Raw genomic sequence first — 11,730 nt, forward strand, 5'->3', positions numbered from 1 at the left:
CGCTCGCGCGGTCCCGGCGGCGCGAGCGCCGGTCCGGGGGTCGGGCGGGACGCGCCGCCCTGCCGACCAGCATAGGGTCCGGGGCCGCCGCGCGCCTGGGATGGCCTCAGGAGGTCGGGGCGACCAGGGCGCGCAGCTCGTCGCGGGGCAGGTTCGCGCCGAACGCCGGGGTGCCGGGCTGCAGGCGCGCGCCCGCGGCCAACGGCCCGGCGACGACCGGGTCGAAGCCGAGCCGGTCGACGAGGTCGGCGACCTGTCGCACGTCGTCGGGGTCGTCCCCGGCGACGGCGATCGCCCGGCGCCCCGGGTCCCCGGCGGGCCGCGCCCCGGCGTCGAGGTCGTGGTATCCCATGTGGTTGAACGCCTTGACGACCCGCGACGCGGCCAGGAAGTCCTGCACGAGCTCGCTCGTCGACGTCTCAGGGTCGCTGAGGTCGGCCCGGTGCCCGTCCACCTCCCACCAGTAGTTCATGGCGTCGACGACGAGCGTGCCGGCCAGCGCGTCCGCCGGCACGGTGCGGTACCGGCCCAGCGGCAGGGCGAGGACGACGACGTCGGACTTGGCCGCGGCCTCCTCGGCCGTGACGGCCTGCGAGCCCGGGGCGAGCACCTCGACGGTGAGCGCGATCCTCGCCGGGTCCCCGGAGCCCGCGACGAGCACGCGGTACCCGGCCGCCACGGCGAGGCGCGCCAGCACCGTGCCGACCTTGCCCGCCCCGAGGATGCCGATCGTGGCGGGCGCGCCGGGCGCCGGGGCAGTCATGCGGCGTCACCGTCCTGGGTGGCGGCGTGCTCGGCGACGAGCTCGCGCACCCGCGGCACCACCTGCGTGCCGTAGAGCTCCACGTTGCGCAGGCGGGCCTCGGCGGGCTGCGCGCCGGTGGTGTAGATCATGTCGAAGCGCCCCACACCGAGCGTGGTGACCGCGGACGCGATCTTGCGGGCCACGGTCTCCGGCGACCCGATGTACAGCGAGCCGTGCGCCACCTCGGCGTCGTACTCCTCGCGGCGGATCGCCGGCCACCCGCGGGAGGCGCCGATGCGGTCGCGCTGCAGCTTGTAGTGCGGCCAGAAGATCTCGACGGCCTCCTCGTCGGTGTCGGCCACGAACCCGGGGGAGTGCATGCCCACCGGGTGCGTCGTCGTGCCGAGCTGCGCGGTGGCGCGCCGGTACAGGTCGACGTACGGCGCGAACCGCGCGGGCTCGCCGCCGATGATCGCGAGCATGAGCGGCAGGCCGTAGTGCGCGGCGCGGACGACGGACTGCGGCGAGCCGCCCACGCCCACCCACGTCGACAGGTGGCCGGACTCGGTCTTGGGGAAGACGTCGGCGTCCCGCAGCGCCGGCCGCGTGGTGCCGTTCCAGGTGACCGGCTCCTCCTTCAGCAGCTCGGAGAAGAGGTGGATCTTCTCCTCGAAGAGGAGGTCGTAGTCGGCCAGGTCGTAGCCGAACAGCGGGAACGACTCGGTGAACGAGCCGCGCCCGAGGATGACCTCCGCGCGGCCGTCCGACAGCGCGTCGAGGGTGGCGAAGCGCTGGAAGACGCGCACCGGGTCGTCGGAGGAGAGCACCGTGACGCCCGAGGCGAGCCGGATGCGCTCGGTGCGCGACGCGATCGCGGCGAGCACGGTCTCCGGCGTCGAGATGGCGTACTCGGGGCGGTGGTGCTCGCCGAGCGCGACGACGTCGACGCCCACCCGGTCGGCGAGCACGGCCTCCTCGACGACCTGGCGGATCGCGGCGGCGTGGGAGACGAGCTCGCCGTCGGCGCCCACCGGGCGGTCGCCGAACGAGTCGAGCCCGAGCTGGAGCGTGGTCATGGTGTCCTCCTGCGGCGGTGTCGGTCGCCGGGGTAACCTCCGAATTGACGTGTCAATTCCCGAGGGTCTGGAGGCCGGCATGACGCAGCGCCGGGACGGCGCGCGGCGCTCGCCCACCAGCGACCAGCTGCGCACCTGGCGCGCGTTCGTCGAGACGACGAACGCGCTGCGCTCGCGCCTGTCCGCGCGGCTCCAGGCCGAGTCGGGGCTCTCGTCGTCCGACTACGCCGTCCTGCTCGCGTTGCACGACGCCGAGGGACACTGCCTGCGGTCCTCGGCGCTCGCGGACGCCGTCGGCTGGGAGCGCAGCCGGCTGTCGCACCAGGTGGGCCGCATGGAGCGGCGCGGCCTGGTCGCCCGCCAGGGGAGCCGGGCGGCCGGCGTCGCGCTCACCGACGACGGCGCGGCGACGTTCCGCCGCGGGTCCGTCGCGCACCTGCGGGTCGTCCGACAGCTCTTCGTGGACGCGCTCACCGACGAGCAGCTCGCCGCGGCCGGAGAGATCGCCGCCGCGCTGCGGGCCGCGCTCGACCGCCCCGCGCCGCCGTCGGAGCCGGCCCGGGCCGAGGACTGACCCGCCCTGACGCCGCACGGGCAGGCCGCGCGCGCGTCGGTGGCCCGTGCCACGCTCGTCGCATGTCCACCTCTCCCGGGCGCGCCCCGGTGACCCCGCTCGTCGACCTGCACGGCAGGTCCGCGTGGAGCGTGCTCCCGCCGCTCATCCTCGGCTTCTTCATGATCATGGTCGACACGACGATCGTGAACATCGCCATCCCCACCCTCACCGAGCAGTTCTCCGCCTCCCTCATCGAGGTGGGCTGGGTCAACAGCGCCTACCTGCTGTCGTACGCGGTGCTCATGCTCCTGGCGGGCCGGCTCGGCGACCGCTACGGGCAGAAGTCGGTCTTCATCGCCGGGCTGATCGTGTTCACGACGTTCTCGTTCCTGTGCGGCTTCTCCGGCAACATCGGGTCCGAGCCCGAGATCGGCTGGCTCATCGGCTTCAGGGTGGTCCAGGGCGTCGGCGCGGCGATGATGACGCCGCAGACGATGTCGATGATCACGCGCGTCTTCCCGCCCACCCAGCGCGGGGCGGCGATGGGGCTGTGGGGCGCGACGGCGGGCGTCGCGACGCTCGTCGGTCCGCTGCTCGGCGGCGTCTTCGTGGAGACGATCGGCTGGGAGTGGATCTTCTACGTCAACATCCCGGTGGGCGTGGCGGCGCTGTGGTTCTCGGTCGCGCGGCTGCCGCACCTGCCGTCGCACGGCACCACGATGGACCCGCTGGGCGTGGTGCTGTCCGTGCTGGGGCTCGCGGCCGTCGTCTTCGGCCTCCAGGAGGGCGAGAACTTCGACTGGGGCTACATCTGGGGGCCGTTCTCCGTGTGGTCGGTGGTGGGCCTCGGTGTCCTCGTGCTCGCGGTCTTCGTGTGGTGGCAGCATCGCCAGGGGCCGCGGGCGCTGCTGCCGCTGCGGCTGTTCCGGTCGCGGAACTTCTCGCTCGCGAACGTCGACGGCATGGTCGTGACGTTCGCGATGATCGGCATCTTCTTCCCGCTGACGATCTTCCTGCAGTCGATCCTGGGCCTGACGCCGATCAACGCGGCCCTCGTGATGATGCCCGGCTCGCTCGTGTCCGGCGTCGTCGCGCCGTTCGCGGGCCGGCTGTCCGACCGGGTGCCCGCCAAGTGGGTGGTCGCGGCGGGGTTCGCGGCCATCGCGGGCGCGGTGCTGTGGCTCGCCGCGGTGCTCGATCCCGACCTGTCGCCGTACGCGCTGCTGTGGCCGATGGCGCTGTTCGGCGTCGGCACCGGCCTCACGTTCTCGCCGCTGTCCAACCTGGCCACGTCCGGGCTGGACGCCCGCACGGCCGGCGCGGGCGCGGGCGCGTTCAACACCAACCGCCAGGTGGGCGGCGTCATCGGGTCCGCCGTCGTCGTCGCCACGCTCTCGGCGCGCCTCGGCGTCACGGTCCCCGCGGCCGCGCAGGACGTCGCGGCCCAGCTGCCGGAGCAGTACCGGCAGGCGTTCGTCGACGGCATCTCGCAGGCGAGCGGCAGCCTGGGCACGACGGCGGTCGGGTCCGTGCAGCTGCCCGACTCGGTGCCCGCCTCGGTCGCCGAGCAGGTCGGGGCGGCGGCCCAGCAGGCGTTCTTCGCCGGCTTCGCCGACGCCGCGGCGCAGACGCTGCTGCTCGTGGGCGTGGTCCTCGTCGTCGGCGTGCTCTGCGCGGCGGCGATGTCGCCCGTGCAGCACCGTGAGCACGAGGCGGCCTCGGCCGCGGCCTGAGACGGTTCGCGACGACCCCGGGACGGCCCCGGGGACGACGACGGCGCCGCTCCTCCGTGCGGGGGAGCGGCGCCGTCGTGCGTGCGTCGCGCGCGGGGGGAGCCGCCGTCAGGCGCGGATGTCCCCGCTGAAGTCGACGTCCCTGGTCTCCTTCTGCAGCCACAGGGCGACGAACGTGATCGCGGCCATCACCGTGAGGTAGACCCCCACCAGCACCGGGGAGCCCGCGGCCTCCCACAGCCACACCGCGACGAACGGGGCGACGGCAGCACCGAGGATCGACGCGAGGTTGTAGGACACCGACGCGCCCGTGTAGCGCACGTTCGCGGGGAACAGCTCGGGCAGCAGCGCCGCCATCGGGCCGAAGGTCAGGCCCATGAGGGTGAAGCCGAAGATGAGCAGCGACTGCACGCCGATCGTGCCGCCGGCGAAGAGGGGCACGAACAGCAGGCCGAAGACGGCGATGCCTCCGGTGACGACCAGCAGCATCGGACGGCGGCCGTACTTCTCGGCCAGCGGCCCGGACGCCAGCGTGAACAGGCCGAAGAACACGCAGCCCACGATGAGCATCCAGAGGAAGTCGATCTTCTCGTAGCCCAGGCCCGCGGGGGAGCCGTCGGTGGGCGAGGTGGCCGCGACGCCGTAGTTCAGCGTGAACGTCGTCATCAGGTAGAAGAGCCCGTACGTGGCGAGCATGATGAACGTGCCCGAGACGATCTTGCGCCACGAGGTGCGGAAGACCTCGGCCACCGGCACCTTCGCCACGGCCTCGGCCTCGACGACCTTGGTGAACGCGGGCGTCTCGATGAGCTTGAGGCGCACCCACAGGCCCACGATGACGAGCACCGAGCTGGCGAGGAAGGGCACGCGCCAGCCCCACGACGTGAACTGCGCGTCGGTGAGGGTCTGGGACAGGCCGATGAAGACGAGGTTGGCCAGGATGAAGCCGATCGGCGCGCCGAGCTGCGGGAACGTGCCCCAGATCGCGCGCTTGCCGGCCGGGGCGTTCTCGGTGGCCAGGAGGGCGGCGCCGCCCCACTCGCCGCCGAGGCCGAGGCCCTGGCAGAACCGGCACAGTACGAGGACGAGCGGCGCCAGCACGGCCCAGCCCGGGGTGGTGGCGGCCGGGATGACACCGATGACCACGGTGGCGATGCCCATCGTGAGCAGGGACGCGACGAGCGTCGTCTTGCGGCCGACCCGGTCGCCGAAGTGCCCGAACAGCACGGACCCGACGGGGCGGGCGACGAACGCGACGCCGAACGCGGCGAAGGACGCGAGGAGCGCCGTCGTGCCGTCCTGGTTCGGGAAGAAGAGCGCCGGGAACACGAGCGAGGCCGCGGTCGCGTACGCGTAGAAGTCGTAGAACTCGATGGACGTGCCGATGAGCGACGCGACGATGACGCGGCCGCGCGAGTTCACGGCCGGCGTCGGCGTGCTGGGGCCGCCTGACGTGACGGAGGTGGTCATGGTCGACGACCGTACGACCGGCATCCCGCATCATGAACAGATGTCTCAGGATATGAATGCGCCTGCGATGCGGGACGGTGCCCCCGGCGTGAAGGTGTGGTGAACGTGAATAAGCCCGCCGTGGCGCGTGTTGGCACCACCGGGCCGGGCGAGGCAGGATCGACGGCGCCGCTGGGACGACACGATCGAGGCATCCCGGCACCACTGCATCCGTAACGACGGGACGAACACGACGACATGAACGATCTGCTGCACGTCAACGGCGGGACTCCTCTCGAGGGCACGATCACGGTGCGCGGGGCGAAGAACTTCGTCTCCAAGGCGATGGTGGCGTCGCTGCTGGGTGAGTCGGCGAGCGTGCTGCGCAACGTGCCGCAGATCCGTGACGTGGGTGTGGTCACGGGCTTGCTGGAGCTGCACGGTGTGACGGTGAAGTCGGACCCGGACGCCGGGATCCTGGACCTGGACCCGTCGAACGTGGAGTCCGCGCACGTGGCGGACATCGACGCGCACGCGGGCTCGAGCCGGATCCCGATCCTGTTCTGCGGGCCGCTGCTGCACCGGCTGGGGGAGGCGTTCATCCCCGACCTGGGCGGCTGCCGGATCGGCGACCGGCCGATCAACTACCACCTGGACATCCTGCGCCAGTTCGGCGCGGTGGTGGACAAGATGCCGAATGGCATCCAGCTGCGCGCGCCGCGCCGTCTGCAGGGCACGAAGATCTCCCTGCCGTACCCGTCGGTGGGTGCCACGGAGCAGCTGCTGCTGACTGCGGTGCGTGCCGAGGGCATCACGGAGCTCACGGGCGCGGCGATCGAGCCGGAGATCATGGATCTCATCGCGGTGCTGCAGAAGATGGGCGCGATCATCTCGGTGGACACCGACCGGGTGATCCGGATCGAGGGCGTGGACCGCCTGGACGGGTACTCGCACACGGCGCTGGGCGACCGGATCGAGACGGCGTCGTGGGCGTCGGCGGCGCTGGCCACCGGCGGCGACGTGATGATCAAGGGCGCGACGCAGCCGGAGATGATGACGTTCCTCAACACGTTCCGGAAGGTCGGCGGCCGGTTCGACGTGCAGGAGGACGGGATCCGGTTCTGGCACCCGGGCGGTGACCTCGACCCGATCGTCCTGGAGACGGACGTGCACCCGGGGTTCATGACCGACTGGCAGCAGCCGCTCGTCGTGGCCCTCACGCAGGCCAAGGGGCTGTCGATCGTGCACGAGACGGTGTACGAGAACCGTTTCGGGTTCACGGACGCGCTGCGCAAGATGGGCGCGACGATCCAGGTGTACAAGGAGTGCCTGGGTGGTCGGGACTGCCGGTTCGGTCAGCGCAACTTCCACCACTCGGCCGTGATCTCGGGCCCGACGCCGCTGTCCGCGGCGGACATCGTGGTGCCGGACCTGCGTGGCGGGTTCTCGCACCTGATCGCGGCGCTGGCGGCGAAGGGGACGTCCACGGTGCGCGGGATCAGCCTGATCGACCGCGGGTACGAGTCCTTCCAGGACAAGCTCGTCGCGCTCGGCGCGGACGTCTCCCGCGGCTGACCGCCTGCCGGCCGGGGCCGGGAGGTAGGCTCTGGCCCCGTGCCGATTGCCCGTCCTGACTCCCGTGGTTACCGCCTCGTCGCGCGCATCGTGCGGCCCCTGCTGTTCTCGATGGTCCGTTACGACTGGGACGGCGGCGCGGAGAACCTGCCCCGCGAGGGCGGGTTCATCGCCGCCGCCAACCACGTCACCGAGTTCGACGCCCTGACGCTGGCGCACTACCTCTTCGACAAGGGGTTCGAGCCGCGGATCCTCGCGAAGCGCGGCCTGTTCACCGCGCCCGTAGTGGGGTCGGTGCTGCGCGCGACGCGGATGATCCCGGTGGACCGGGGGACGTCGGCCGCGGCGAAGTCGCTCGAGGACGCCGGCGCCCAGCTCGGCAGCGGCGCCTGCGTGGCGATCCTGCCGGAGGGCACCCTCACGCGGGACCCCGACCTGTGGCCGATGGAGGGCAAGACCGGTCTGGCCCGGATGGCGCTGGCCAGCCGCCTCCCGGTCGTGCCCGTCGCCCAGTGGGGTGCCCACAAGATCCTGCCGCGGTACGGGCGCCTCCTGCGGCCGTTCCCGCGCAAGCCCGTGACGATCGTCGCCGGCCCGCCGGTGGACCTGTCCGACCTGTACGACCGGCCGATCGACACGCAGACCCTGCGCGAGGCCACCAACCGCGTCATGGACGCCATCACCGTGCACCTCGCCGAGATCCGCGGCGAGGCGGCCCCGTCGGCCCGCTTCGACCTGCGCAAGCACCCCGAGTACGAACGCAAGCAGACCGTCTACCCGCCCGTGGAGCGCCCATGACCGACCCGACCGCCGCCCCGACGTCCGCGGGGCCGGGCGCGCCGACGCGCGTCGCCGTCCTGGGCTCCGGCTCCTGGGGGACGACGTTCGCGATGGTCCTTGCCGACGCGGGCTGCGACGTCCGGCTGTGGGGACGCGACGCCGCCGTCGCCGAGGAGGTGACGACCCGGCACACGCACCAGCGGTACCTGCCGGGCGTCGAGCTGCCCGCGATGACCGCCACCACCGACGCGGCCGCCGCGCTGGCCGGTGCGCAGATCGTCGTCGTGGCGGTGCCGTCGCAGGTGGCGCGCGCCACGCTGACCGGCCTGCGCGAGCTCGTGGAGCCCGACGCCGTGATCGTCTCGCTGATGAAGGGGGTGGAGCTCGGCTCGGACGAGCGCATGAGCCAGGTCATCGTCGAGGCGCTCGACGTGCCGATGTCGCGCGTGGCCGTGGTCTCCGGCCCGAACCTCGCGGCCGAGATCGCCCGCCGCCAGCCCGCGGCGACCGTGGTGGCGTGCACCGACGAGTCCGTGGCGCGGTTCGTCGCCGACGCCTGCTCGAGCTCCTACTTCCGCCCGTACACCAACGGCGACGTGGTCGGCGTCGAGCTGTGCGGCGCCGTGAAGAACGTCATCGCCCTGGCCGTCGGCATGGCGCAGGGGCGCGGCTTCGGCTCCAACACGGTCGCGACCGTCATCACCCGCGGGCTCGTGGAGATCACCCGGCTCGGGCTCGAGCTCGGCGCGGACGCCGCGACCTTCGCGGGGCTGGCCGGCATGGGCGACCTCGTCGCGACGTGCACCTCGCCCCTGTCGCGCAACAACACCCTCGGCCGCCACATCGGGGAGGGCATGTCGCTGGACGAGGCCGTCGCGGCCACCGGCACGACGGCGGAGGGCGCCAAGTCCTGCCGCTCCGTGCTGGACCTCGCCGCCAAGCACGGCGTCGACATGCCGATCACGGCCGGGGTCGTCGCGGTGCTCTACGAGGGCCTCCCGGTGGAGGAGATGGCCCGCGGCCTGCTCGCCCGCCCGCAGAAGTCCGAGGGCGTCGGGGGCTGACGCGTCCGGCCGCGGCGCCGTCCTCGCGGTCAGTCGTCGGTCGGGTGCCGCACGTCCACGACGACGCGCGCCGGGTCCTCCAGCGCGAACACGCGGAACGGCAGGCCGGGCTCGTCCACGCCCACGAACGCCGTCGTGTACCCCTCGAACCAGAACCGGTAGACGACCTCCTCGACGGCGTCCGTGCCCTCGGGGTCGAGCGTGGCGCCGTCGTACTCGGCGATGTCCGGGTCCTCGCCGGGCATCGCCATGCCCGACAGCCGCACCTGCAGCACGCCGTCGCCGTCGACCGCCACAGGCTCCCCGCTGCCGTCGTCGGCCGCCGCGTCCACGTACTGCACGCTCCAGCCGGGGGCGCCCGTGCCCTCCAGGTCGAGGACGACGCGGTCGAAGCCGTCGTGCCGCCCGACCCGGACGTCGGTGACCACCAGCGCGGCGTCGGCGCTGGGGTCGGCGGAGTCCGGAGCTGCGTCGGCGACGAACGGCTCGTCGGTCGAGGGGGCGTCGCCCGTGGCGTCGTCGTCGCTGTCGTCGCCGTCGTCGCGGGTGGCGGCGGAAGGCGACCCGGCAGGGTCGGACGACGCCGTCGTGCCGGAGCCCGTGCCGTCGATCTCGGTGCCGCTCCCGGGGCCGTCGCCGGCGCAGGCGGCGAGCGTGAGCGCGAGCAGTGCCGCCGAGGCCGTGCCGACGACGCAGCGAGGTGCAGGACGGGTCCCGGTGCTGGTCATGGCGCCTCCCGTGATCGTCCGCCGCGCGGCGGTGGCACGACCGTACGCAGGTGCGGACGTTCCTGCACCGCGGACCCGACGGCCGCGCACGGTCCACGGCTACGGTGGCGACATGCCTCCCACCTCCCGGACCGTCCTGGTGTTCGACGTGCTCGGCACGCTGGTCGACCAGGCGGGCAGCCTCGAGGCCCAGGTGCGGCAGCACGCCGGGCTCGACGCGGGTGCCGCCCGCAGCGCCGTCGCGACGTGGCTCGACCGGGTCGCCGAACGCGAGGGTGCGGTGGTCGAGGGCCGCCGTGGCTTCGCGCCGAGCGGCGCCCTGGACCGCGAGGTGCTCGCCGGTCTGGCCGCCGAGGGCGTGCTGCCGGCGTCCGCCGTCGACCGGCTGGCGACCGCCGCCGAGCGGCTGCGCCCCTGGCCGGACTCCGTGGCGGGGCTCGCGGCGCTGGCGGGCGACTTCACGGTGCTCGGCCTGTCCAACGCGGACCGCCGCACGCTCGCGGCGCTGCGCGCGAACGCCGGGCTGGGGTGGCACGAGGCGCTGTCGGCGCAGGACGTCGGCACCTACAAGCCCGCGCCGGAGCTCTACGCCGCCGCGGTCGCTGCTGCGGCCGTCGCTCCCGGACGCGGGGTGGCGACGACCGGCCCGGCGGGTCCGCCCGTCATGGTCGCCGCCCACGCCTGGGACCTGCGCGCGGCGGCCGCCGCGGGGATGCGCACCGCGTACGTGCCGCGCCCGCGGGGAGACGCCCCGCGGGCCGACGACGCGTTCGACCTGCACGCCGCCGACCTGGCGGACCTGCCTGCCCGGCTGCTTGCCGGGGGGCTGCGTCCGCCCGCCGGCTGACGTCAGGCGTCAGGCGTCAGCCGGCATCGGCGCCGACCCTGAGCGCCTGGTCCAGGTCCGCCCAGAGGTCCTCGACGTCCTCGACGCCCACGGACAGGCGCAGCAGGTCCTCGGGCACCGTGGGCGACTCGGTGGCGAACCGCCGGCGCCGCTCGAGCGTGGACTCGACGCCGCCGAGCGACGTGGCGGGCACCCACAGCCGCACGGCGGCCACGACGGCGTCGGCGGCGGCCGGGCCGCCGTGCGGGCGGACGCCGAGGATCGCGCCGAAGCCGTTCATGAGGCCGGCGGCGCGCTCGTGGCCGGGGTCGCCGGGCAGCGACGGGTGCCGCACCTCGGCCACGCCCGGGTGCTCCGCGAGACGGCGCGCGAGCTCGGCCGCCGACGCGTTCGCCCGCTCCACCCGCAGGTGCAGCGTGCGCAGCCCACGCAGGGCCAGCCACACCTCCATGGGGCCGGGGATGGCGCCGTGCAGCGTGCGGTAGGCCCGCAGGCCGGCGGCGATCTCGTCGTCGCGGGTGACGGCCGCGCCGAGCACGACGTCGGAGTGGCCCGCCAGGTACTTGGTCACGGAGTGCACGACGACGTCCGCGCCGAGGTCGAGCGGGCGCTGCCCGAGCGGTGTCGCGAACGTGTTGTCCACGACGGTGCGCACGCCGCGCTCGCGCGCGGCCGACAGGATCGCGGGGAGGTCCGCGACCTCCAGCATGGGGTTCGTGGGCGACTCGGCCAGCAGCACGTGGGCGCCGTCGAGCGCGGCCACGACCTGGTCGGTGTCGGCGATGTCGACCCGGCGCACGTCGACCCCGTGCCGGGCGGCGAGGTCGTCGAGGTAGCCCAGCGACACCTGGTACGCGTGGCGCGGCACGACGACGGCGCCGCCGTCGGGCACGTCGCCGACGGCCGCGATCACCGCCGCCATCCCCGAGCCGAAGACGACGCCGTGGCGCGCGCCCTCGAGCGCCGCCAGCGCCTCCTCGAACGGGTGCCACGTCTCGGTGTCCATCCGCGTGTACAGCAGCTCGCCGGGGCCGGTCACGCCCTGGTTCACGTAGGTGGAGCTCAGCACGACCGGCGGGTTCACCGGCCCGCCCTGGACGCGCGTCGGGCGGCCCGCCGTGACGGCGAGGGTGGCGGGGGACAGGGGCACCTGCGGTCCGTGCGGGTCGTGCGTCAT

11 protein-coding genes are annotated in these 11,730 nt (G+C 73.8%); 6 read left to right on the plus strand and 5 right to left on the minus strand.

What is annotated here, in order from left to right; translation table 11 throughout:
• Positions 1–106: 106 nt before the first annotated feature.
• Positions 107–763 (minus strand): NADPH-dependent F420 reductase, encoded by a 657-nt coding sequence (locus ACQP60_RS10560; protein ID WP_429731856.1) that lies wholly within the window; start codon positions 761–763, stop codon positions 107–109.
• On the minus strand, positions 760–1,821 hold the full coding sequence (locus ACQP60_RS10565; RefSeq protein WP_429731859.1) for an LLM class flavin-dependent oxidoreductase: 1,062 nt from the start codon (positions 1,819–1,821) through the stop codon (positions 760–762). Before ACQP60_RS10565 ends, ACQP60_RS10560 begins: the two co-directional genes overlap by 4 nt.
• A gap of 79 nt (positions 1,822–1,900) precedes the next feature.
• Here ACQP60_RS10565 and ACQP60_RS10570 point away from each other — a divergent pair, with 79 nt between their 5' ends.
• Both ACQP60_RS10570 and ACQP60_RS10575 read left to right on the plus strand, forming a co-directional pair.
• Positions 1,901–2,395, plus strand: a complete 495-nt coding sequence (locus ACQP60_RS10570) for a MarR family winged helix-turn-helix transcriptional regulator (RefSeq protein WP_429731862.1) — start codon at positions 1,901–1,903, stop codon at positions 2,393–2,395.
• Positions 2,396–2,457: 62 nt separating this feature from the next.
• Positions 2,458–4,110, plus strand: coding sequence for a DHA2 family efflux MFS transporter permease subunit (locus ACQP60_RS10575; protein WP_429731864.1), 1,653 nt, complete (start codon positions 2,458–2,460; stop codon positions 4,108–4,110).
• A 108-nt stretch (positions 4,111–4,218) separates the two neighbouring features.
• Here ACQP60_RS10575 and ACQP60_RS10580 read toward each other — a convergent pair whose 3' ends face one another.
• Positions 4,219–5,580 (minus strand): MFS transporter, encoded by a 1,362-nt coding sequence (locus ACQP60_RS10580; RefSeq protein WP_429731867.1) that lies wholly within the window; start codon positions 5,578–5,580, stop codon positions 4,219–4,221.
• Between the two features lie 237 nt (positions 5,581–5,817).
• Here ACQP60_RS10580 and murA point away from each other — a divergent pair, with 237 nt between their 5' ends.
• Genes murA through ACQP60_RS10595 form a run of 3 tightly spaced genes read left to right on the plus strand, consistent with a single transcriptional unit; the run spans position 5,818 to position 8,978 of the window.
• Positions 5,818–7,134 carry a UDP-N-acetylglucosamine 1-carboxyvinyltransferase gene (gene murA / locus ACQP60_RS10585; RefSeq protein WP_429731870.1) on the plus strand — a complete coding sequence of 439 codons (1,317 nt, stop codon included), beginning with the start codon at positions 5,818–5,820 and terminating at the stop codon, positions 7,132–7,134.
• Positions 7,135–7,173: 39 nt separating this feature from the next.
• On the plus strand, positions 7,174–7,932 hold the full coding sequence (locus ACQP60_RS10590; protein ID WP_429731873.1) for a lysophospholipid acyltransferase family protein: 759 nt from the start codon (positions 7,174–7,176) through the stop codon (positions 7,930–7,932).
• Positions 7,929–8,978: an NAD(P)H-dependent glycerol-3-phosphate dehydrogenase gene (locus ACQP60_RS10595; RefSeq protein ID WP_429731876.1), complete on the plus strand. Its 1,050-nt coding sequence runs from the start codon at positions 7,929–7,931 to the stop codon at positions 8,976–8,978. The genes ACQP60_RS10590 and ACQP60_RS10595 overlap by 4 nt, the downstream gene beginning before the upstream one ends.
• A 29-nt stretch (positions 8,979–9,007) precedes the next feature.
• Here ACQP60_RS10595 and ACQP60_RS10600 read toward each other — a convergent pair whose 3' ends face one another.
• Positions 9,008–9,706: an AMIN-like domain-containing (lipo)protein gene (locus tag ACQP60_RS10600; protein ID WP_429731879.1), complete on the minus strand. Its 699-nt coding sequence runs from the start codon at positions 9,704–9,706 to the stop codon at positions 9,008–9,010.
• Between the two features lie 112 nt (positions 9,707–9,818).
• On the opposite strand from ACQP60_RS10600, the gene ACQP60_RS10605 reads away from it, so the two are divergent.
• Positions 9,819–10,553, plus strand: a complete 735-nt coding sequence (locus ACQP60_RS10605) for an HAD-IA family hydrolase (RefSeq protein ID WP_429731881.1) — start codon at positions 9,819–9,821, stop codon at positions 10,551–10,553.
• A gap of 16 nt (positions 10,554–10,569) precedes the next feature.
• Here ACQP60_RS10605 and ACQP60_RS10610 read toward each other — a convergent pair whose 3' ends face one another.
• Entirely contained in the window at positions 10,570–11,730 is a 1,161-nt protein-coding gene (locus ACQP60_RS10610) for a trans-sulfuration enzyme family protein (RefSeq protein WP_429731884.1), read from the minus strand.

Origin of the sequence: Isoptericola variabilis (assembly GCF_050311655.1) — a bacterium.
GTDB classification, from domain to species: Bacteria; Actinomycetota; Actinomycetes; order Actinomycetales; family Cellulomonadaceae; genus Isoptericola; species Isoptericola variabilis.

Coding starts and splice junctions, on each gene's coding strand:
- ACQP60_RS10560 (WP_429731856.1), bottom strand. CDS start 763: ATGACTGCCCCGGCGCCCGGCGCGCCCGCCACGATCGGCATCCTCGGG.
- ACQP60_RS10565 (WP_429731859.1), bottom strand. CDS start 1,821: ATGACCACGCTCCAGCTCGGGCTCGACTCGTTCGGCGACCGCCCGGTG.
- ACQP60_RS10570 (WP_429731862.1), top strand. CDS start 1,901: ATGACGCAGCGCCGGGACGGCGCGCGGCGCTCGCCCACCAGCGACCAG.
- ACQP60_RS10575 (WP_429731864.1), top strand. CDS start 2,458: ATGTCCACCTCTCCCGGGCGCGCCCCGGTGACCCCGCTCGTCGACCTG.
- ACQP60_RS10580 (WP_429731867.1), bottom strand. CDS start 5,580: ATGACCACCTCCGTCACGTCAGGCGGCCCCAGCACGCCGACGCCGGCC.
- murA (WP_429731870.1), top strand. CDS start 5,818: ATGAACGATCTGCTGCACGTCAACGGCGGGACTCCTCTCGAGGGCACG.
- ACQP60_RS10595 (WP_429731876.1), top strand. CDS start 7,929: ATGACCGACCCGACCGCCGCCCCGACGTCCGCGGGGCCGGGCGCGCCG.
- ACQP60_RS10600 (WP_429731879.1), bottom strand. CDS start 9,706: ATGACCAGCACCGGGACCCGTCCTGCACCTCGCTGCGTCGTCGGCACG.
- ACQP60_RS10605 (WP_429731881.1), top strand. CDS start 9,819: ATGCCTCCCACCTCCCGGACCGTCCTGGTGTTCGACGTGCTCGGCACG.
- ACQP60_RS10610 (WP_429731884.1), bottom strand. CDS start 11,730: ATGACGCACGACCCGCACGGACCGCAGGTGCCCCTGTCCCCCGCCACC.